This is a genomic window from Mucilaginibacter sp. GW822-FHT03E02, assembly GCF_058801545.1.
The window spans coordinates 498,998-521,898 of the sequence record NZ_JBXANJ010000001.1 but is presented as its reverse complement, the minus strand read 5'-3'; the positions used below and the strand labels follow the sequence as shown (position 1 = coordinate 521,898).

Annotated in this window: 19 protein-coding genes; 12 read left to right on the top strand and 7 right to left on the bottom strand. The window is 42.0% G+C overall.

Features of this window, described 5'->3' with window-relative positions:
* Position 1: 1 nt before the first annotated feature.
* From AC1RM2_RS01880 to AC1RM2_RS01870, 3 genes are all read right to left on the bottom strand, one after another.
* Positions 2-1,237 carry a TolC family protein gene (locus AC1RM2_RS01880; protein WP_492982823.1) on the bottom strand — a complete coding sequence of 412 codons (1,236 nt, stop codon included), beginning with the start codon at positions 1,235-1,237 and terminating at the stop codon, positions 2-4.
* Positions 1,238-1,318: 81 nt separating this feature from the next.
* On the bottom strand, positions 1,319-2,566 hold the full coding sequence (locus tag AC1RM2_RS01875) for a sensor histidine kinase (RefSeq protein ID WP_492982821.1): 1,248 nt from the start codon (positions 2,564-2,566) through the stop codon (positions 1,319-1,321).
* A complete protein-coding gene (locus AC1RM2_RS01870; RefSeq protein WP_090649621.1) occupies positions 2,563-3,240 on the bottom strand; it encodes a response regulator transcription factor in 678 nt (225 codons plus the stop codon). The genes AC1RM2_RS01875 and AC1RM2_RS01870 overlap by 4 nt, the downstream gene beginning before the upstream one ends.
* Before the next feature lie 202 nt (positions 3,241-3,442).
* Here AC1RM2_RS01870 and AC1RM2_RS01865 point away from each other — a divergent pair, with 202 nt between their 5' ends.
* Together AC1RM2_RS01865 and AC1RM2_RS01860 are read left to right on the top strand one after the other, a co-directional pair.
* The gene (locus AC1RM2_RS01865; protein WP_477357661.1) at positions 3,443-3,856 is read left to right on the top strand and encodes an EamA family transporter; all 414 of its coding nucleotides are present in this window, start codon (positions 3,443-3,445) and stop codon (positions 3,854-3,856) included.
* Between the two features lie 262 nt (positions 3,857-4,118).
* Positions 4,119-6,587 (top strand): TonB-dependent receptor domain-containing protein, encoded by a 2,469-nt coding sequence (locus tag AC1RM2_RS01860; RefSeq protein ID WP_492982818.1) that lies wholly within the window; start codon positions 4,119-4,121, stop codon positions 6,585-6,587.
* A gap of 379 nt (positions 6,588-6,966) precedes the next feature.
* Here the strand turns inward: AC1RM2_RS01860 and AC1RM2_RS01855 are convergent, their stop codons facing one another.
* Entirely contained in the window at positions 6,967-7,596 is a 630-nt protein-coding gene (locus AC1RM2_RS01855) for a DUF47 domain-containing protein (protein ID WP_492982816.1), read from the bottom strand.
* Between the two features lie 289 nt (positions 7,597-7,885).
* On the opposite strand from AC1RM2_RS01855, the gene AC1RM2_RS01850 reads away from it, so the two are divergent.
* The 9 genes from AC1RM2_RS01850 (at position 7,886) to AC1RM2_RS01810 (ending at position 19,228) form a co-directional block, all read left to right on the top strand.
* On the top strand, positions 7,886-8,089 hold the full coding sequence (locus AC1RM2_RS01850; RefSeq protein ID WP_147058944.1) for a hypothetical protein: 204 nt from the start codon (positions 7,886-7,888) through the stop codon (positions 8,087-8,089).
* 210 nt (positions 8,090-8,299) lie between these two features.
* On the top strand, positions 8,300-10,678 hold the full coding sequence (locus tag AC1RM2_RS01845; RefSeq protein ID WP_492982814.1) for a carboxypeptidase regulatory-like domain-containing protein: 2,379 nt from the start codon (positions 8,300-8,302) through the stop codon (positions 10,676-10,678).
* A gap of 249 nt (positions 10,679-10,927) precedes the next feature.
* On the top strand, positions 10,928-11,443 hold the full coding sequence (locus tag AC1RM2_RS01840; RefSeq protein ID WP_492982812.1) for a DUF2911 domain-containing protein: 516 nt from the start codon (positions 10,928-10,930) through the stop codon (positions 11,441-11,443).
* A gap of 592 nt (positions 11,444-12,035) precedes the next feature.
* Positions 12,036-13,118, top strand: coding sequence for a DUF3810 domain-containing protein (locus AC1RM2_RS01835; RefSeq protein ID WP_492982810.1), 1,083 nt, complete (start codon positions 12,036-12,038; stop codon positions 13,116-13,118).
* An 804-nt stretch (positions 13,119-13,922) separates the two neighbouring features.
* Complete coding sequence (locus AC1RM2_RS01830; RefSeq protein WP_492982808.1) at positions 13,923-16,022, top strand: penicillin acylase family protein; 2,100 nt, start codon at positions 13,923-13,925, stop codon at positions 16,020-16,022.
* Positions 16,023-16,063: 41 nt separating this feature from the next.
* Positions 16,064-16,552, top strand: coding sequence for a hypothetical protein (locus AC1RM2_RS01825; protein WP_492982806.1), 489 nt, complete (start codon positions 16,064-16,066; stop codon positions 16,550-16,552).
* A 407-nt stretch (positions 16,553-16,959) separates the two neighbouring features.
* Positions 16,960-17,943 carry a sugar phosphate isomerase/epimerase family protein gene (locus AC1RM2_RS01820; RefSeq protein WP_492982804.1) on the top strand — a complete coding sequence of 328 codons (984 nt, stop codon included), beginning with the start codon at positions 16,960-16,962 and terminating at the stop codon, positions 17,941-17,943.
* A 29-nt stretch (positions 17,944-17,972) separates the two neighbouring features.
* Entirely contained in the window at positions 17,973-18,422 is a 450-nt protein-coding gene (locus AC1RM2_RS01815) for a hypothetical protein (protein ID WP_492982802.1), read from the top strand.
* Positions 18,423-18,559: 137 nt separating this feature from the next.
* Entirely contained in the window at positions 18,560-19,228 is a 669-nt protein-coding gene (locus tag AC1RM2_RS01810) for a DUF4291 domain-containing protein (protein WP_492982800.1), read from the top strand.
* 9 nt (positions 19,229-19,237) lie between these two features.
* Here the strand turns inward: AC1RM2_RS01810 and AC1RM2_RS01805 are convergent, their stop codons facing one another.
* Positions 19,238-19,933, bottom strand: a complete 696-nt coding sequence (locus AC1RM2_RS01805; RefSeq protein WP_492982798.1) for a hypothetical protein — start codon at positions 19,931-19,933, stop codon at positions 19,238-19,240.
* Between the two features lie 206 nt (positions 19,934-20,139).
* Here AC1RM2_RS01805 and AC1RM2_RS01800 point away from each other — a divergent pair, with 206 nt between their 5' ends.
* Complete coding sequence (locus AC1RM2_RS01800) at positions 20,140-20,571, top strand: DoxX family protein (protein ID WP_492982796.1); 432 nt, start codon at positions 20,140-20,142, stop codon at positions 20,569-20,571.
* 214 nt (positions 20,572-20,785) lie between these two features.
* Here the strand turns inward: AC1RM2_RS01800 and AC1RM2_RS01795 are convergent, their stop codons facing one another.
* Together AC1RM2_RS01795 and AC1RM2_RS01790 are read right to left on the bottom strand one after the other, a co-directional pair.
* Positions 20,786-21,061 carry a UBP-type zinc finger domain-containing protein gene (locus tag AC1RM2_RS01795; protein WP_477386410.1) on the bottom strand — a complete coding sequence of 92 codons (276 nt, stop codon included), beginning with the start codon at positions 21,059-21,061 and terminating at the stop codon, positions 20,786-20,788.
* A gap of 9 nt (positions 21,062-21,070) precedes the next feature.
* Positions 21,071-22,732, bottom strand: a complete 1,662-nt coding sequence (locus tag AC1RM2_RS01790) for an FAD-dependent oxidoreductase (RefSeq protein WP_492982794.1) — start codon at positions 22,730-22,732, stop codon at positions 21,071-21,073.
* Positions 22,733-22,901: the final 169 nt, after the last annotated feature.

Genomic DNA, 22,901 nt, shown 5'->3' with positions numbered 1-22,901 from the left:
ATTATCGGTTCCAGTAGTTTAGCTGGTTAATAAGCTGCAGATTGGTAATGTTGGTTTGTGTTTTTAAATTTTTGATGCTCAGGTAATTGTCGATGGCCAATATCAGATCGGCAATGCGTAAATCGCCGGTTTGCATAAGCTTGGTATCAACCTTTATCAGGCTTTCAGAGAATTTCATTTGCTCATCAATATCAGCCAGCAATTTTTGGTTGCCATCAATTTGTTGATTTAGCTGCGCAATTTGCTGATGGTATTGTACATCAAAAAAGGCCTTATAAGTACGGCGGGTATCCTCTTCAAGGGATAGTTTACGGTATTGCAGCTTACGCTGGCCACCATCATATATTGGCAGGCTAAAACTAAAGCCAACACTTACCCCCCAGTTTTTATAGGGCTGCGATGCAAAATCGGAGTTGTAGCCACCATCGGCCAGTAAATTGATTTTGGGCTTGTAAGTAAAATCAACCAGCGTTTTGCTGTTTACCAGTTTCAGGCTATCTAATTTATACTGGCTAAAAAATATGCTGTTGCTGATATCGGCCTTTACCATTTTATGCAGGCCGGGTTCCTGCAGTTCGGCATAACTGGTATCGGCCACGCCGGTTAAATAGTTAAGCGTGGCAAAATCGTTTTTATACAGCATGCGCGATTGCTGCAAAGCCAGTTGCTGCTGTTTTAAAGTGACCAAAAAAGTAAGATAATCGCTTTGGTGGTAAACGTTGGTGCGGGTGAGTTTTTTTAGCAGCGTTTCTTCCTGGTTTAGCAGATCAATAACTTCCAGGTTAAATTTTACTTGTTGTAAATCGCCATAAGCGGTAATGTATTGCGCAGTAATGGCCTTTTTTAAGTCCTGCTCAGATATTTTGGCACTGTTGCTTACCGATTGCGAAAGCAAGGTGATGGCCGCAAGCTGAGCTGCTATATTTTTTTTGCTATCTAAGGATTGGTTTACGCCCATTAAGGCATTTAAGGTATGCTCGTTGGTAATGGCACCCGCGTAGCCAAAACCCCCAACCACCGGCGAGTAATTACCGGCGCTGGTGGCATTTACCTGCGGCTTGTACTGCGCCCGGATGCGCAAGCTATCTAACTGGTTGTTGGCAACCTGGTTGCGTAAATCTTTTAACAGCGGACTGTTATTTTGGGCAAGTTCTAAATAATGATCAAGCGTGTACGTTTGAGCGCTTGCAGCAGTGTAGGTAATTGTAAATAATAGAAGGCCGAAAAACCACTTCATTAACTGATGGATAAGTTCAATTTAAACATAGCTAAAGTATAGCATAAATCTGTAAAAATTTAGGATGGCAAAATACCAAATTTAAAAAACGATGATGAAGATATGGTGAGGGTTTTGGTATTGATAATTAAGGTTAAAATCAAGACTTTGGCAAATTTGTTTGCTGATGGTAAGCCCAAGCCCGCTGCCGTCAGAATGGGATGACTTGTGGAAACGGGTAAATATTTTATCCTCGTCCAGCGGCTCATCGGTGCCGGTATTTCTAATGGTTAATGCTTCTGTAGTCAGGTTAATCACAATTTCGCCACCTGCATGATTATGCCGTACGGCATTAACGATCAGGTTATTCAATAAAATTTCAATAAGGTACCTGCTTCCCGAAATTTCTTTATCTTCCAATTGAGCTGTTACAGTGATTTGTTTATCCGCAAAGATATCTTCCAGCTGTATCAGCATTTCATCAATTAATTGTTTAAGGTTGATGGTTTGCTGATCTGTAAGCAAGCGGTTTTCTATTTTCACCAACAGTAATAACGATTGATTAAGCCGGCTTAACCGGGCTACTGCGCTGTATAGGTCGTTGAGCAATTTGCTTTGCCTGTCGTTAAAATTTTCGGATTGTATTAAGGTGTCTAATTTGGAGTTGATGACTGCAATGGGGGTAAGCAATTCATGCGATGCGTTCTCGGTAAATGTCTTGAGTTCTTTATAATCGTGCTTTGCCCTGATGGTCATGGCGGTGGCTGCCTGGTTTAAATCGGCAAACTCGTCAATGCGGGTTTCGGTTTGGGTAATTTCTTTGTTATCGGTAATGTTGAATAGCTTCATCTCCTTTAAAATGGCATGAAACGGCTGCCAAATGCGATTGAGTATCAGCCTGTTGGCAACAAGCAATACCAGTAATAAAAATAAAATTAATCCAAAGGTGATGGTGAAGATGATCCGGATCAAATCTTCAGTTTCTACCTTCGATTCAACGATGAGGATTTTATAGTATTTGCCATTAACAGTAACAGAACTGATAAGCCCACGGCCCGCCTCAACTTCGTCCTTGTCTTTTTTATACAGGGTATCAATAAATTCGCGTGTAACGGAATTGGGTGCTGCCTGGATAAAGCTTATTTGCTGATCTTTGGAGTCGAAAACCTGGGGGAGTTGTTTGTTGAGTTTTACATAATCAAAAACTTCATCTTCCTCTACCTTTAAAGATTTATCGGCCTGGTCAATTAATATCCAGCTGATGGCCTGGTAGTATATAATGCCGGTTATCAGCATTACAACTATGGTGGTAATAATGTTTACCCGGTTATATAAGGTAATGAGTTTCATTGCCCGGCAAATTTATAGCCCATACCATACGCCGCCTGTATATAATCGTTGGCGCCGGCTTCTACCAGCTTTTTGCGGATATTTTTTATGTGCGAGTAAATGAAATCGAAATTATCTGCTAAATCGATACCATCTCCCCAAAGGTGCTCGGCTATGGCATTTTTTGATACTACTTTACCTTTGTTGGCAATAAAATAAATAAGCAGGGCAAACTCTTTACGGGTAAATTTAAGTGGCTTATCATGCACGCTCACGGTTTTTGCCTGCAAATCGATGCTGATTTCGTTAAAAACAAGCAGGTTACTGCCGTTATACATTTTACGCCTGATAATGGCCGATACCCTTGCCTTAAGCTCCGAAAGGTGAAATGGTTTTACCAGGTAATCATCGGCGCCCAAATCCAGGCCTTGCAAGCGGTCGTCAAGAGAGTTTTTGGCCGATATGATGAGCACGCCATCTGTATGGTTATGGTCTTTTAACCGTTTAAGTATATTAATACCATTGCCACCGGGCAGGGTAATATCAAGCAAAATGCAATCGTACGTATACATTTCTATTTTAGAAATGGCCGCAGGGTAGGTAGCGGCGGTTTCGCATATATTACCAGCCTCGGTAAAGTACTCTTCAATACTCTCGCGCAGGCCTTCTTCGTCTTCAATGATTAGTAGCTTCATTAGGTTTTACGTTAGACGTTTTAAGTTGTACGTTTGGTTGTTAGTTATTATTAATCAGGTAAAGGTAGCACCTCAATTTGTATACATTTTGGATTTGACCAGATTTACTACAGCTTTGTCAAGCAAATTAGCCTATTAATTGTTTAGAAATACAAATACGTACAACGTAAAACTTTCAACGTACAACTTAAAACCCAAAACTATGTGGTGGATTTACGCTCTACTATCGGCATTGTTTGCCGCGTTAACTGCAATATTTGCCAAAATAGGCATTAAAGGAGTAGATACCGACCTGGCAACCGCCATTCGTACCGTGGTTATTCTGATACTTGCCTGGGCCATTGTGTTGTTTAAGGGTAGTAACCAGGGAATGAGTGGTTTAACTAAAACCAATTGGACATTCCTCATTTTGTCTGGCTGTGCTACCGGCCTTTCATGGATTTGCTATTTCCGCGCTTTACAGTTGGGCAAGGTATCGCAGGTAGCGCCGGTTGATAAGTTAAGCGTGGCACTGGCCATTGTATTGGCAGTGGTGTTTTTAGGCGAGCCGTTGACGTTAAAGAACGGGATAGGTGCCTTATTAATTATAGCCGGGACTCTGGTGCTGATATTTTAAAAGAGAATCAAGAGTTAAGAGTCAAGAATCAAGATTGAAGCAAGTGACGTAGCTAACATCAACCCGTGCTCAAGACAGGAGCGGAAAACTTAGTCGATATAGCAAATAGTTTTTATCTTAACTCTTGATTCTTGGTTCTTGATTCTCGCGCTTTTGTAACAAGATTGTAAATGAGTTAATGATATTGTAACAATGGCGCAACAATACAGGATTTATCCAATGTTTCTGTTCATTTTCGCGGCAAAATCATCGGTTTAGGATAATGAAGGCGCGATATATATTATTTATTTTTTTACTGTTCAGTATCAGTGTTAAAGCACAGGCACCTGCCCCAAAAGGCAAAATAAGTGGCAAAGTTACCGATGCTGCTACAAAACAGGCGGTTGACTACGCTACCATATCTGTTTATAAACAAGGCGTGGCGGCGCCGTTTAATGGCATCAGCACCGACCCGAAAGGTAATTTTACTGTCGACCAGATTCCGCCGGGCGAATACCGGATTACCGCCGACTTTTTGGGTTACCAGCGTACTACGGTTGACCATGTAGTAGTTAAGGCTGGCGCTACTACTAACCTGGGCGAGGTGTTGTTATCGCCTAATACACACCAGTTAAAAGATGTAACTATTACTGCTACAACCCCAACGGTTCAAAATAAAATTGATAAAATGGTATACAACCCCCAAAACGATCTGAGCGCACAGGGCGGGGTTGCTATAGATATCCTGAAAAAGGTACCACAAATTACCGTTGATATTGATGGTAATGTGGAGTTACAGGGTAATGCCAATATCCGGTTTTTAATAAATGGCAAACCATCCAGCATATTTGGCGCCAGCCTGGCCGATGCGCTGGCCAGCATCCCGGCCAGCCAAATCAAAAGTATTGAGGTAGTTACCAGTCCCGGTGCTAAATACGACGCCGCAGGTACAGGTGGTATCATTAATATTATTTTAAAGGATAGCCGGGTTGAGGGTATTAACGGCAGCGTTAACCTATCGGCAGGTACCCGCCGCGAAAACGGATCATTTAACCTGAACGTGCGGAAAGGTAATTTTGGGGTGAATGCTTTTTTTAGCGGCAACGCGCAGATAAACAGTAATGCCCCAAATACAAATAACCGTACATCTACAGACGGCGTTGGAAACACTACCACTCTTTTTCAGCAGGGCAGTAATAATTTTAAGCGTAATGGTTACCAATCGGGACTAAACTTTACCTGGAACATCAGCAAACACGACGATCTTACTGCATCGGTGGGCTTTAACCATTTTGGTAACCATGGCAATGGCTTAACCAACCAGGACGAAAATAAAGTGGACCCGAACGGAATAGAACTTTCTGATATTAAAACGCTGCGCACATCAAGCAGTAAGTTTAGCGGCACATCAACAGATGTGAGCCTGGCCTACAAAAAAACGTTTGACAAAGAAGGGCAGGAGCTTGATATATTGTATTCATCAAGCTTTGGTAACAATAGTTTTAGCTCGTCGCAACTGTTGCAGAATTTGCAGGCAGGAACCATACCTACCGGTATTACCAATAATAATCCGGGTAAGGATAGGGAAACCAACATCTCTGTTGATTATGCGCACCCGGTAAGCAAAAATTTCACTATTGAAACGGGTGGTAAACTTGATTTTAACCACATTAACAACAATGTAGTTACCGATACTTTGTTAAATGGCGCCAATGTGCCCAACTATAACCAAACCTATGGTTTTACCTATGATCGTAAAATTTATGCTTATTATTTATCGTTAACTACTTCGGTATTCAATAACTTTTTAGATATCAAGGCTGGGTTAAGGGATGAATATACGGTAACTACTGCGGACTTTAAGAACACCAATATCCCCAACTACAACATATTAGTACCTTCATTGGTGTTCTCACACAAAATAAGCGAATCGCAATCGGTTAAATTAAGCTATACCCGCAGGATTGAGCGCCCTGATTACGGTGACCTGAACCCATTCCTTAACATCAGCGATACCCACAACATCAGCACCGGCGATCCAACCCTGAAACCGGAACGTGGCGATAACTTTGAATTGGGTTACAATAAATCGTTTGATGGCGGCGCAAACATCAATATAGCTGCCTTTTACCGTAAAAATACAGATGACCTGCAACGCTACACTACATTTTATGATACTTTAAGAATTGATGGCAGTACCTATACCAATGTATCATTAACAAAGCGGTACAATCTTGGCTCAGAGGAGCGTGAGGGTATTAACATCTACGCGTCGGTACCTATCACCAAAGAATTTAACCTGCGTACCAACATGATATTTTCAAACCGTACAAGCAATAACCCGGGCAGCCCAAGTGTGAGCGGTTTTACTTATCGCCTAAACTTAAATGCGCAATACAGTTTTGGTCATGATTTAAGCGCCGAGTTTTTTGGCAACTATAATTCGTCGCAAAGAAGCATCCAGGGAACACAACCTAAATTTGTGTTTTACAATTTTGCCATGCGTAAAATATTCATGAACAAAAAAGCAAGCATTGGCCTTACCGCATCAAATCCGTTTGCCAAGTATGTAAGCCAAAGCTCAACCACCTACGGTACCGGCTTTAACCAAACCAATATCAGGTATGTGCCGGTACAATCATTTGGCATAAGCCTCAGCTATAAATTTGGCAAGCTTGAATTTAAGAAAGACAGAGAGAAAGATGATAACAGCGGCAAGCAAGATGATATGCCTGCTGATAAAGGGAAGTAAGCTGAAAGCCGAAGGCTTAAAGCTGAAAGCGAAAAGCTTCTTCAAAAAAAACATCCCCGGATTTGAAAAATCCGGGGATGTTTTTTTAGCCTTTAGCCTTTAGCCTTTAGCCTTTAGCCTTTAGCCTTTAGCCTTTAGCCTTTAGCCTTTAGCCTTTAGCCTTTAGCCTTTAGCCTTTAGCCTTTAGCCTTTAGCCTTTAGCCTTTAGCCTTTAGCCTTTAGCCTTTAGCCTTTAGCCTTTAGCCTTTAGCCTTTAGCCTTTAGCCTTTAGCCTTTAGCCTTTAGCCTTTAGCCTTTAGCCTTTAGCCTTTAGCCTTTAGCCTTTAGCCTTTAGCCTTTAGCCTTTAGCCTTTAGCCTTTAGCCTTTAGCCTTTAGCCTTTAGCCGTTCTTTATTAAAATACTTTCAATAATCAGAGTGGCATCTTCGCAGCTATCGGTTGCTGTTTCCATCGCCATAAATACGTCTGTGTATTTTATAAGTTGTATGGCATCGGTTTCGTTGGCAAGTAAATCGGCAAATGCTTCATTGTAAACGGTATCGGCCTGATATTCCAGCCGTTTGATATTGCTGCAAAGCTCAAAAATATGCGCCGAATTGCCCAGGTTATTCATGGCTTTAACAGCGCTTTCAAGCGCCTGGGTGGTTTGCAATATCAAGTTGGCAAGGTCAATGATAGGAGGCGTTATTTTGGGCACATCGTACAGGTTTATCCTGCGCGATGCCATAGCAATGCTATCTGCCACATCATCAATAGCCGCCGCAAGTTCGCACATATCTTTACGCTGAAAAGGAGATATAAGCGTACGCCCCGATTCGGTAAATACCTGGTGTGTAATTTCGTAACTTTTTGTTTTTAGCTTATCAATGTGTGTAAACTGAAATTTTTGCTCGTAGGTATCAGTGGAGTTCACCGCGGTATTAAGCAGGGTTGCCATTTGAGTGGCATTGTCAACCGCCCGGTTAAATAAATCATAAAAAACCTGGTTTGAGTTGGGGAATATCGACATCTATTGAAATTTTTTATGATACTTTTTAAGTAAAAATCAATTTAACAGTGTGTATACTAACTGTTTAGTATATGCTGGCTGTTTTTATTTTCGTGGCTAAATGTAACCATTAATTTGCAGCAATAGGTCACGGAATTGTTAATCCAATGTTAATTAAATGTTATCAAATTATTGGTGATGTATCTTGCCATTAAATAAATTTCACCAATAATAAACCTGCGTAACATTTGCTGCTTTTTTAAAACAATATGCGGGCAATCCATATTATATTAATATTAAGTAAACCGTTATGAAACCCGCTGATAAACATTATAAATTCATAAACAGTAAAACTGGTTATGCAATTTATTATCACTCCTTAAGCAGCGACCTCAACGCCACGGAGATCAAAAATCAACTGCAGGACATTAAAGCCCGTGTGGCCATACAAAATGGTATTTACCTGGAAACTGTATATTGGGAAGAGATAAAGGAAAATGCCGAAATACAGTAGTAGAGTCAAGAAGCAAGAATCAAGAAAAAAATTGGAACGTAGATTATTCGATTTCAATAAAACATTGGCCCACGAAGAAAATATTTAGGTTTGAGCATTTTGCGCTTATCTTGATTCTTGGCTCTTGACTCTTATTTTATTTGTTTTGTGCGGCTAATTGAGGTATATTTAATCACCAATTTAAATCACCTCTTTTTAAACACTTCCCGCATGAAAAAGATAGTACCTGCACTTTTTTGCGCCTTATGTTTTTGTGTACCCGCGTTTTCGCAGGACGCCAAAACACCGCTTTCGTTAGACGGAATAGTATCACGCCTTCAAACCTTATCAACCACAAAAGCTACCGAAAAAGTTTATCTGCACTTTGACAGAACGACATACAGTGCCGGCGACACCGCCTTTTTTAAAGCCTACCTTACACTTGGCGAGCAACATCAGCTATCAAAACTAAGCGGCGTATTGCACGCCGACCTGATGAACCCTAACGACTCTTTGGTGAAATATATAACGTTACAGGTTAACAACGGGCTGGCCTGGGGCGATTTTGCTTTGCCAAACAGCCTGCCAAACGGCCTTTATCATATAAAGGCTTATACCAAATGGATGCTGAACAGCGGCGACCCTAATGTTTTTGACCAGCCTATTATAATTAACAGCCCGGTATTGCCAACGCGCGCACTATCAACTCAGCAAATTAAAATTGCCAATAAATACGATATTCAGTTTTTTCCGGAGGGTGGAACCTTTGTAAATGATATCCCGGCTAAACTGGCTTTTAAGGCTATTGATCATAACGGCATGGGGGCCAGTGTTAAAGGCGTGGTTGTAGATAACCTGAATGCCGAAATAACCAAATTTGAAACCAGGCACCTGGGGATGGGTATTATTAACATAACCCCAGTTGAAGGCCGAACCTATAAAGCCAAACTTACTTACGCAGATGGTACCAACGCCACTGTTGATTTGCCAAAGGCCGACGAAAAGGGTATGGCACTGCTTGTAAATAATACCAACCCCGATAAGCTATTAATTGAAATTAATGCCAATCGGGCCTATTACCTGGCCAATAAGAACAAAGAAATTGGTATCACCATTTATTCGGGTGGTGGGGCTGTACGATCGGTAAAAACAACTTTAGATGGCCAGGTGCTTGATCTTAACCTGGGTAAAAAAGACTTTCAGACGGGCATTGTACGGGTAACACTATTTTCGCAAACCGGCGAGCCGATGAACGAGCGGCTTTCATTTATTCAGAACGATGATCTTATGAATTTGCAAGCGGCGGTAAATAAACAATCGTACACAACCAGGGAAAAGGTACATCTTACGCTGAGTGCCAAAAAGGACGATAAACCGGTTATGGGTTATTTTTCTGCATCGGTAGTTGATGCCACAAAAATACCGGTGGATGAAAATGCAGAAACTACTATTTTAACCAACCTGTTGCTCTCATCTGATTTGAAAGGTTCTGTTGAGCAGCCCAATTATTATTTTAACCGCGTTACTAATGATACCCGCGCCGATTTGGATGTGCTGATGCTTACCCAGGGTTACCGCCGGTTTGAGTGGAAACAATTGCTTGGCAACGATGAGACAACGGCGTCGGCATATCCTGTTGAAAGAGGACTGGATATATCAGGCACCGTTAAAGCTAACAGCGGCACGCCGGTTGCCAATGGGAATGTAACGTTGCTTGCAAAAAATGGAGGCAGCATGTTAACGCAGGTTACCGATGCCAATGGCCGGTTCGTCTTCCCCAACCTGGCCTACTCAGATAACACCCCTTTTGTAATCCAGGCGAAAACCGCTGAAGGAAAAAGTAATACACAGATAATTATGGATCAAACTAAGGAGTTGACGCCGATGGCTGATAATAACAAATTTACGGGTGGCAATGATGTTGAAAAAAGCGATGGCAAAACCGCCCTGGCATCTGTTTACATGGCCGATGCAAGCGGGAAGCTATTAAAGGAAGTAATTGTAAAAGATAAATACTTAGAGTCGCACACCAACACCATTACCGATTTTACAGATCAATCCGGATTGGGGCGTAGCCTGGAGGGGCGCCTGCCCGGAGTTTCATTAACCAACGGCGTGCCTTATTTACGCGAAAGGGTAGGGATTTCAGAAGCAGGCCCCATGCTGGTAATTATAGACGGAATGCAAGGCGGATCCATTACCGATTTAAATGTATCGGATGTGGAGAGCGTTAAAATGTTAAAAAATGTCGACGCCGCACTTTATGGCTTCCAGGGATCAAACGGCATTTTAATAATAACAACAAAAAAGAGTAAAAGCCAGGTTGTAAATAAAAAACTATCGCCCGGGCTTATTACTTACGCGCCCAAAGGTTTTTACAAAGCCCGTATGTTTTACTCGCCTGCTTACGGCGGGTCGGTTAAGCAGGCCAACAAATCAGATGATCGTGTCACCATTTATTGGAATCCCGACGTTGTTACCGATAAAGATGGGAGCGCATCATTTGATTTTTACAATGGCGATGGCAAAGGCAACTATCGCGTAATTATTGAAGGTATAGATGATAACGGCAATGTGGGCCGCAGCGTTTATACTTATAAAGTTGAGTAAATAAAAAACCCCTGCCTTGCGGCAAGGGTCAAAAAACCACAACAATTGTTTAACCTTCTGGCTATTTAAACCTTAAGGTCAATTCCTAACTGCAATGCGATTATTCTACAAGTTTAACAATACTGATTATCAATAGTTTTTAATTGTTTGCATATTTTTATAAGTGCCAAACACGTTTATTTAATTTATCAATTGCTGCCCCACAAAATTTCACCCTATATTTATGCCAAATAAATCATGAGAAATATTATGAACAAACCTTTTCAATTTAAAGCAGCATTTGTTTTTGCATTTGCCTTATTTTTAAGCAGCCTGGCCTTTGCACAGGAAAAACCAGCCAGTCCGCACGATAGTACAAGCGCTACAGTTGCAGGCTCATTAATTAAAATCAAATACGGAAGTCCGTATGTAAAAGGCCGCAAAATATTAGGCGAATTGGTACCGTTTGATAAAGTATGGCGTGCAGGTGCCGATTCGGCAACCAGTTTTACAACCAGCAAAGCAATAAAGGTTCAAGGCAAAGCTCTTCCGGCCGGCAGGTATGCCTTTTTTGTAATTCCATCTGCAAGCGGTACATGGACCATTATTTTTGATAAAAACCCTAAGCAATGGGGTGCTTACACATATAAGCAAGAAAACGACCAGCTGCGGGTAACAGTTAAAGGCAAAACCGCGCCAAAAGCCGAAAGCCTTACCTATACCATTACACCAAAAGGTTTCAACCTGAAATGGGATACCTTTGTGGTGCCCGTGGCCATTAAATAAGCATTTAATTTAGCCCGAATACAAAAAGAGCCCCTTTAAGGGGCTCTTTTTGTATTCGGGAACAAGAAGGAACTACTTAGAAGCTATTAAAAAACAACCGTCATTGCGAGTATCCACCAGCCTATGCTTGAAAAAACAGTAATGACATAATTGCAAACGGCGCTTTTGTAGAGACGCAACATTTTGCGTCTCCCGCATGCAAATCACACATGCAAATTTGAGCCTGTAAATTTTGAATGTCCTGGGGGAGACGCAAAGTATTGCGTCTCTACATTAAAAAAAAACAACCCTGATAATCAACGGCTTACAATCATGTCATTATAAGGTACGAAGCAATCCTCGATATGCTAAGTCCTACATAGTTCGGGATTGCTTCGTGCCTCGCAATGACGGTAGTTTTGGACATTGGTTTAACTATATTTCGTTGCACGTCATCCCCATTTTTTTCAGGATCATCCTGATTGATGGATACTCGCAATGACGCGTGGATATGTGCTTCCTAAGAAATATAAAAACAGTCATAATCAAATTTAGACAGCCTCTTAAAGGTAAAGCTTTGTTATATTGCCTTGGTTAACATCTATAGTATACAATGCGTACCTATCTCAGCAAAAATCCATTCCTTAAAAGAATAATAGCCATATTGTTGTTAGCTATGGCCATTTTTTTGTTGATGCTGTTTGCCGGTTACCCCGCACTGGTGGAGCGTTATTATTCGCAAGGGTTTTATAAACTTATTTGCTGGGTTTTTCATCCGGTTTTTAATTTATTCCCCTTTAGCGCAGGCGATTTGCTTTACGCCGCAATTATTTTGGCTATTGTTTTAGCTATCATCAGAATGGTAAAGCTGCTGGTAAAAAAGCAGTTCAAAAAAATTGGATTGCACTTACTGGGCTGGGTAATAAGCATCCAGGTAGTGGTTGTAGCTTTTTATTTGTTTTGGGGGATGAATTATTTCAGGCCATCGGCCGCCGTACGCCTTAATTTAAGAGATACTACATTTACTACAGCCGATTTAAAAGCCGTAACCAAATTACTGATAGATAGCGCCAACGTCTGCCGAGCCAGGGTAACCGCTGCCGACCTGGCCCAAAGCAACAGTACTATTTACCAAACGGCTGTAAACGCGGTAAAAGCGCTCTCGGCCGATTCGGCCAATTTTCGCGCTTTTCAGCCTACAATAAAGCCATCCATGATCACTTTCCTGCTGAATTATATAGGTACGTCTGGCTATTATAATCCATTTACCTCCGAAGCGCAGATTAATTATGCCATGCCCGTATTTAACAGGCCATTTGTGGCCTGCCATGAAATGTCGCACCAAATAGGTTACGGGGCCGAGGATGAGGCAGATTTTGCCGGGTTTATCATCGCCATAAAATCAAAAGATCGCCTGCTGCGTTACTCCGGCTATCACCTGGCGGTTGACGAGTTTATGCATACCCTGCGCCGCCGCGATACCGTAGCCCATAAGGAATTAAAGGCGATGATATCAAAACAGGTACACCAGGATTTTGTAACCGAACGCGCTTACTGGATGGCCTATGAAAACCAGCTTAGCTGGATAAGCAGTATTTTTTACGATAATTTCCTGAAAGCCAACAACCAACCCCGCGGCCTGGCAACATACAACCGCATGGTGTTACTGGTAATGGCCAAGTATAACGTTCATTAGTTCACTGGTTCATTAGTTCATTGGTCTTTGCAGGTGGTACTATAGCTGGTAATTTCACTTTAGTTCATTAGTTCACTGGTTCATTAGTTCATTGGTCTTTGCATGTTGTATTATAGCTGGTAATTTCACTTTAGTTCATTGGTTCACTGGTTCATTAGTTTATTGGTCTTTGCATGTGGTATTATAGCTGGTAATTATGAGGATAAACTGCATTTATCGGTGAACTGATAAGCTGGAATATGTCATGGGGTTTTGAAGGCGACTGCTTTGAAAGCTAACTATGGGTTTTAATCCGCCATCCACCAGTGAACCATGCACATCACCGCCATCCACCAATGAACTAATGAACCAGTGAACCAATGAACCAAAATAAAAAATGCGTTCCGTATCTCACCCCGGAACGCACTGCAATATCATTTCTCACGTGATATTGTATCAACTAAACCTCAGATCTCATGCAAGATGATTATCTAAGCTCTTATATATTTACCGATGTAATAACCGATAAACAAAATTTTTATTATATTGTGTCAGCAGCTTTTAAACAGCTTTATATTTAACCTTGCGCCAATAAATTGCGAATAATTTAAAGCAAACGAAGATACAATATAAATATTGCGTTTAAACGTTCAAATTTACCGCATATTATTAATAAATGTCTATCTAACGTTACTTTATTTACTTAGATGTTTTGGTAAAATATTTGTTACCATGAAATTGAATTTAATCTTTATTTTATTATTTTCTTCTTTGTTTGTATCTGCTCAAAAAATTAACCTTCGAGAAATTAAACGGGCTGAAAATTTGGCTAAAACCGTAACTATCACCCGCGATAATTACGGGGTGCCGCATATTTACGGAAAAACCGATGCCAGCGTAGTTTTTGGGTTGATGTACGCGCAGTGCGAAGATAATTTTAAAGGAATTGAACGTAATTACCTTTACCAGTTTGGCAAACAAACCGAAGTGGATGGTGAAAACAGCCTGGCTACAGATATTCAGTTACAATTAATTGCCGATAGTGCAGATGCTATCAATGATTATAAAACAAGCACCCCGGCTTTCAGGAAACTATTGGATGCTTTTGCCGATGGTATAAATTATTACCTGTACAAACATCCCGAAGTAAAACCCAAAGTATTTAAGCATTTTGAGCCCTGGTACGCGTTGATGTTTACCGATGGAAGCGTAGCTGCCACCGAAACAGGGGGCATCAAGCTGGATGAAACAAAAGAGTTTTATATAAATGGCGGCGATAAACTGGGCTATGTTCCAAATAGCCCGGCCAAAGCTTATGAATTTGTGAATGAACGCGAAACCGGGTCGAATGGGTTTGCTATCGCTCCATCACGGTCGGCTTCTGGCCATGCTTTGTTGTATATTAATCCGCATGTACCCTTTTATTTCCGCAGCGAGGTAGAGCTGGTAAGCGAAGAAGGTTTGCACGCCTACGGTGCCGTAACCTGGGGACAATTTTTTATATACCAGGGTTTTAACAAACACTGCGGCTGGATGCACACCAGCAGCTACGCCGATGTAGCCGACCTGTATGCCGAAAAAATGGTAAAAAAAGACGGTAAATGGTTTTATGAATACAATGGCGGCCTTAAACCGGTTACCGAACGTAAATTGGTTATCAATATTAAAAAAGGCGATAAGCTTGAACAAAAAACAATAACCGGCTACTATACCCATCATGGCCCGGTAGTGGGTAGCCGCGACGGCAAATGGCTGGCGCTACGGGCCAATAATCGCTCATATAACGCGCTGGTAGAATCATGGCAGATAACTAAGGCTAATAACCTGGCCGAATACAAAAAAGCCATGGACCTGGTATCCAACGCCACCAACGCCACTGTTTATGCCGATGATAAGGGCAACACCATTTTTTGGTATGGCAATTATATCCCCAAACGCGACCCCAAATATGACTGGAGTTTACCCGTTGATGGCAGCACGCCGGCTACCGAATGGCAAGGTGTCCATCGCTTGAACGAAATTGTGACCACCACAAACCCCGCTACCGGCTGGATTCAAAATTGCAATTCCACCCCTTATACTGATGCCGGTGCAAGTAGTCCGGATAAAAGTAAATACCCGGCTTATATGGCGCCCGATGGCGAAAACTACCGTGCTGTTACTGCTATTAACATATTAAAGAATGCTGAGGGCCTTACACTGGATGGCCTGATAGCAAAGGGATATGACCACTACCTGGCTGCCTTTGACGATTTGCTGCCCGCGCTATTTAAAGCTTATGATGAAGCTCCAGACTCATTAAAGTATTCAATATCAGATGCTATATTAATATTGAAGCAGTGGGATAGGCGCACAGCGGCCAATTCGGTAGCAAGCTCACTGGCTATTGAATGGGGTACAGCCATGCTAAAATTACTCCCTCCGCCTAAAACTGAGCAGGAAAGTACTTTTATAACCCGGCGAATTAAAACTCTTGCTGATGCAACCCCGGGCAAGCAGCAGCTGGAGCTTTTAAACGCGGTGATGAAAAATCTGCAAAGCCGTTTTGGCACCTGGCAGATGCAATGGGGCGATATGAACCGCTACCAGCGACCGGCCGATGGCATAACCTTTGATGATAAGTTGCCGAGTATCCCGGTGGGTTTAACCGGCTCGGGGTTTGGGCAATTGCCGTCGTTCCAGAGCCGTACGGTAAATACTTTGAAAAGGTATGGCTACTCGGGCAATAGTTTTGTAGCCGCGGTTGAATTTGGCCCGAAGATAAAGGCTAAAAGTATCATGACCGGCGGGCAATCATTTGATGCCGCATCGAAAAACTTTACCGACCAGGCGCAGGGTATTATTGATGGTAAGTTTAAAGAAGTGTTATTTTACCGCGAAGATGTGTTGAAACACGTAAGTAAAAGCTATCATCCGGGCAGTTAATTTAGTTGCAGAAAAAAGTATATTTGGATATAATAACAAAAATGAAAAAGTTCCTGTTTGTGGCTTTATTATGTTTTTGCGGCGCCAACCTGTTTGGGCAAAGCATAACAGTAAATGACCTTACCAATTTAACCAACCTGTCAAACGCCGATGCGCACAAATACCTGGTTTTAGCAAAAGGCTTTAAAAAGGCCTATACCCAGGAACTTGATGGTAATACTATTGAGCATTTAAGTAAAACAGATGCCGAAAAAAAACAAGAATCGGTAGATATTGGGGTAGCTTTGAAATTAAGCAGCGGGGCCATATTGCGTACCGTAACCTATAAAACCGCCCGCACTGAACAAATTTTCCATTTAATTTCACAGGCAAAAAGCCAGGGCCTGCCCATGAAGTTCCAGGGGGCCGATACGATAAACAACATTTACCAGTTTGATAACGATTTTTTTCACATCGTGATGTACATTAGCAGGGATAATACCGCCGGCTACGTGGAGGTTAAGCAAAAAGAATATGTTGGCTTTGACTGATAAAAGCATTTCGGTTTAAGCTATCTTGAGTTGCAAAATTTGTATATCGCATGTCGGCGAGTCGACTCACCCCGACGAGGCTCCGCCCGTCTGCCCCTCTCTCCGACTGCGTCGCATAGAGGGGCGAAAAAAGGAAAAAGAATAAAAAATGAGCTCAACCCTCTTTGCGGCGCAGCCGGAGAGAGTGTCGGCCAGCGTAGCGTAGCCGGGGTGAGTCTTAGCCGGCGTTCAACCAATGTTTGTGTAAACCCCTTCGAATCATGGGAAGACATCAACGGTAAATTGTAAAATATAAATCGAGTTTTTTTTGACTCCCGGCTTAATACTTCCGGCTTGACACTCCCGCAACTCTTCCTCTGAAATTCCATCCGGCTTTTGGTATATTGCAATACCAATTTATAAAGCTTATGGAAAATATCAGCCGCAAAAAGTTTATTGCTGCAGCCACAATGGCAACCACTGGTATGGCATTGGGTTTAAACGCCAAAGGATTAACCTTACCACAAGGTTCAAATAATAGCGACGCCGGTCAATCATCCCCCGGAAAAATTAAAGTAAGCATTTTCTCCAAGCATTTGCATTGGCTCAATTACGCGGATATGGCCTCATTAGCGGCTGATATGGGCTTTGATGGGGTAGATCTGACGGTAAGGCCCGACGGGCACGTACTGCCGGAGCATGTGGCTACTGAGCTGCCAAAAGCTGTTGCAGCGGTAGAGCAAGCGGGTTTAAAAGTTTATACCATTGTAACCAACATTAAATCGCCCGGTGAAAAATACACCCATGATATTTTAAAGGCTGCATCGGCATTAGGAATTAAGTACTACCGCATGGCCTGGTTAAATTATGATAAAAGCATCAGCATTCCCGAAAACCTGAAAGTGATAAATAAGCAATTTAAGGCGCTTGAGGCCCTTAACAGGCAATATAATATGCATGGCGCTTATCAAAACCATTCGGGCGAGTTATTTGGTGCCTCGGTTTGGGATCTTTGGCTGGGAATGGATGCAACCAGTCGTGATTTTATAGGCTGCCAGTACGACGTAAGGCATGCCACTACCGAAGGAGCCGACACCTGGCCAACATCTATCCAAACACTTATCCCGCGCATTAAAACCACCAATGTAAAAGATTTTTACTGGCACAAAAAAGATGGCAAATGGCAGGTGAAAAGTGTGCCTTTGGGCGAGGGTATGGTGGATTTTCCAAAATATTTTCGTATATTAAAGGAACAGAAAATAAACGGCCCCATGAGCCTGCACTGCGAATACGAGCTTGGCGGTGCGCAGGATGGCGCCAAACAATTAACAATAAGCAAGGACGCGTTTACAAATGCTGTAAAAAAAGACCTGGCTACCTTAAGAGGATGGCTAAAGGAATATGATCTGTGAGGATCAAGTGTCACGAATTAACAGTGAATATGGAAGAGATTTACCTCAATGGACTTGTATTAGATGCCTATAGGTTATCGGTGATAAATCATCATTTACTTGAATGGGATTTAGGTGCAGTAGAAGGGAGTGGAATACATTTGGGTGCCATGCATACCAAATATGGCCACATTCAAATTAAAATGTACCAATCTGCAAACGATGAGAGTAAAATGATATGGAATTTATCCCAAGAGCAGTTACCAGATGAGTGCGAAGCTAAGCCTGCTATTGAAGAATTACTTAAGTTTTTTTTGGATTATTTTGCAGGTATCAAGGGACAATACACTGCGCTGATATTCGAAATAAATGACGGCAGCTACCACCCTGTTGACTCAAGGGCTATCGGATATAAGTTTGCTGCTTTGTATGCAATAATAAACTGTTTTGATAAAGATTATATGAAATTTCAAGAAAGCAAAATAGCAAGAATATCATGATGGACATTCTCTTGCCAGGTAAATCACTAAAGCGAGGACGCGTTTACAACTACAGTAAAAAAAGACCTGGTCACCTTAAGAGGATAGCTAAAGGAATATGATCTGTAAAGATCAACTATGAATATACTAATACATTAATGAATACCAATTTAACAAAAAACAATCCACTACACATTACTACCGAATTATACCAGGATAGTATCCAACGCCTACCCAAAACCGGCCAGCATTTGTTAGGCCACCAAACCGAAGATCTTATTGTTGTTTACCAGGCTTATAATCATAACATTGCCGATTTTGCGGTAGAAAATCAAATCCTCGGCGGCAACCATTATAGTTATAGCCGGATGTCGTGGATAAAGCCCAACTTTTTATGGATGATGTACCGCTGCGGCTGGGCCGAAAAGGAAAACCAGGAAAGGGTACTTGCCCTGTGGATTCAAAAGACAGATTTAGAGAAAATCCTGGGTGAAGCAGCCATATCTTCATTTAATCCTCAATATTACCAAAGCCACGCACAATGGAGGGCCGACCTGGATCAAAAGGAAGTGCGCCTGCAATGGGATCCTGACCATGACCCGTATGGCAATAAACTGCAACGCCGCGCAATTCAATTGGGTTTAAAAGGGAAAATGCTGGAAGATTTTGGCAAACACCAAATCAGGAAAATTGAAGATGTAACAGATTTTGTAAAGCAGCAAAAACAGGTGCTTGGTGGTGGCGGTGTTGATGATTTGCTGGTGCCCTTTGAAAGTAGCTTTAGGGCAAGCGATCCTGCATTAAATGAGAGAGTGGGGATTGAATAAATAGAATACTCATCTGTCGAAAAATGACAATATACGCTTACCAATAGTTCGCTTGGTTTTTACCTCGGTAAGATTTTCTAATGTATAAACAGGCAGCTTTTTAAGCGCTCTGGTTTGCGCAATGATGTCCTGGATTTTGTTAATAAATGGCTCAAGTTCATCCATGCAGGTTAATATGCTTATCACTACTTTTTGTCGTTCGAATTCATATTCATATTGATATTTTTTTTCTCGGATTTCATTTAAAAGTCTTCTTGATTTGGGTAAATTGCCCATTAAGCCATATAATATTGCTAAATTGTATTTATTCCACAGCTCTTTGCTATCCGACTTCTTTACTGTTTCGATGGCGGTTCCAATATCACTGAAATCGGTTTCCAGCTTTTGGGTTTTTTTTATGGCGAAATTGCAAAAGTCAATAACAACGTTAGTGTACTGATCTTCATTTTTGGCTTCGAGAAACTCCTTTTGCCTATAATCATAAGAGAATGATAAATGCTGTTGCGGGTAAAAGTTAAGATCTACCCCAACATTCAAATAAGTGCCCTTTCCGAAGCCCGAAGGCTGAAATTCAATTACGATTGTATACCAGCCATGATCTTTCAGAAAAGTTCTTGACGTTCCTTTTTGAACAATACCGTACGTACTCAATCGTTGTTTTGCTATTTTTTTGAGTAGTTTATTATGATAGAAATTTATATCCATCGAACATTTTTATTGTGATAATACAACAGTTAGTCAATTTAATAAGTTGATTTTAAATGACCTATGATTTTACCTCGATAAAAAACAATTTGTAATTATAACAAGTTTGTTACTATATTTATATAGCGTAACCAAGCTGCATTATTCTCCCTGCACGCCACCTGGTTACCAAAACCAATTATACCTTTAAAAATAAGGAGGCTGTCATGAACGTAGTTCATAAAATTGAACATTGGGGCGATACGCATCACCCTAAATTCCTTGATCTTGTACGTATTGCGCTGGGTGTATTTTTATTGCTGAAAGGCGTAGCCTTTATGGACAATACAGCCTATCTGCGCGATTTGATCGAAAGCCAGGATGTTGTTGATCTTTCGCCCGGCGTATTGATGGTTTTGGTTTATTACGTAACCTTTGCCCATATGATTGGCGGCATCCTGATAACACTTGGGATATTTACCCGGCTGGCATCTATTTTCCAGATCCCTATTGTATTAGGCGCTGTGTTTTTAACCGGTATTTTCAAGGAACCCATAAATACATTGGAATGGCCATCTGTAACCGCATTAATCCTCCTGGTAATGTTCACCATTTTAGGCTCCGGCCCAATTTCGTTGGATAGGTACCTGGAAGGATAAGCTTGTTGATGTGCAGATATGCAGATTTCATATGTGCAAATGAAGGGACTGATGTGCAGATATGCAGATTTCAGATGTGCAAATGAAGGGCTTGATGTGCAGATATGCAGATTTCAGATGTGCAGATGAAGGAATTGATTTGCATATAAGCAAAATTTCAAATGTGCAAATCAAAATCATCTGAAATCTGCACATCTGAAATTTGCACATCTGACTAATACCCTGTCACTGCTTCATCCACATAGCACCATAGCCATCTTTCGCCGGGCTCGGCCGATATTACCACCGGGTGGCCGGTGGCTTCAAAATGTTTGGTCATATGGGTATTGGGCGAGCTATCGCAGCATAGTGTTACACCGCATGTTTGGCAGGTGCGCAGGTGCATCCATGATGAATGGGTTTTAATGCACTCTTCGCACAGGTAATCCTGCGGTTGTTTAATATCGGTAATTGCCGCCAGGTGCTGGCATATTTCGTCGTCGTTTTGCATGTTGTGTTGTTAAACTTCAGCTAAATATTTGTGAACAAAACTAATAGCCATTGAGCCTTCGCCCACGGCAGATGCTACCCTGTTCATGGCCCCGGCGCGTACATCGCCGGCGGCAAAAATGCCCGAGCAGCTGGTTTCCAGTAAAAACGGATCGCGCTTAAGTTTCCAAACTTTATTAAAGCTTTCGTAGCTGCGCAACTCGCGGCCGGTTTCTATAAAATCCTTGTTGTTTTTTATAATGTCAAGCTTAATCCAGTCGGTATAGGGTTTGGCGCCAATAAAAATGTACAAGGCAGCGGCCTTATTGGTAAAAGTTTCTTGCGTTATGCAGTTTTTTAAGGTTAATTTCTCCAGGCAGTTCCCGCCGTGTGCTTCTACAATCTCGGTATTGCCCAGCACTTCGATGTTTGGCGTTTCGCTGATTTGTGTAATCAGGTAGGCCGACATGGTTGCCACCAAATCCTCGCGCCTGATCACGATATGCACCTTGGTGGCATACTTGGAAAGGTGCATGGCCGCCTGCCCGGCAGAGTTGCCGCCGCCAATCACATAAACATCTTTGCCTGTACAAGCCGAGGCCTCGGTAGTGGCAGCGCCATAGTAAATGCCTGCGCCGGTAAAGTTTTCAACGCCTTTAACCTCCAGTTTACGGTAGTCAACGCCGGTAGTTATCACTACTGTGCGGCTTATAATTTCGGGGCCATCATCTAAAATAATGGTTTTGTAACCGTCTTTTTGTTTGATATCACTAACCGATTGCGGCGATAAAAACTCGGCGCCCAAACGCATGGCTTGCGTAATGGCGCGGCGGGTAAGGTCGGCGCCGCTTAAGCCGGCCGGGAAACCCAGGTAATTTTCAATTCTTGAGCTGGTGCCTGCCTGTCCGCCCGGAGCTTTACGCTCAATCAGCAAGGTTTTTAAACCTTCGGATGCGCCATAAACCGCGGCTGCAAGGCCGGCGGGGCCAGCGCCTATGATCACCACATCATAAACATCGGTTAATGTTTGGGTGTTTTTTTCAAGCTTGGCGGCTATGCCTTGTATCGATGGTTTTTGCAGATAGCTGCCGTCCTCAAAAAATACCATAGGCAGGCAATCGGTAGATAGGTTGTTTAAAGCCAGCAACGTTCCTGCATCCACATTTTTTTCGATATCAAGCCAGCGGTAGGGGATAAGGTTGCCGGCCAGGTAATCTTTTATCACATGCGATTGCGGCGAAAACTGGTACCCAACCAGTTTGATGCCTACAAATTCGGGAATGTAGCTGTTATGCCAGTCTTCAAGCAAATCATTTATTACCGGGTAAAGTTTTTCTTCCGGCGGATCCCATGGTTTCATGAGGTAATAATCCAGCTGCACATCGTTAATGGCTTTAATAGCCGCCTCGGTATCGCTGTATGCCGTAAGTAATACCCGTTTGGCGTCAGGAAATACTTTTTTTGCTTTTTCTAAAAATTTAACGCCTTCCATTTCGGGCATGCGCTGGTCACAAAGAAACAAGGCTACCACATCCGAACCATTTTTGAGTTCGGTAAGCGTTTCCAATGCTTCCTGGGCCGATGTTGTACTTAGTATTTTGTACTCTTTACCGTACTGAGATCGCAGGTCGCGGCTAATAGACCGTAGTACCTGCTGATCATCATCAATTGAAAATATAATAGGTCGATTCATAGGGTTTGCTACAGGTAATAATTAAAAAGAATCAAGACGTTAGATTCAAGAATCAAGAGAGAAAACAATGATAACCTAATCTAAACTTTTTTTTAATGAAGAAACGGCCGGCAGAATATTAACTCTTATGTTTTCGCTCATCTTGATTCTTATATCTTAACTTGATGTT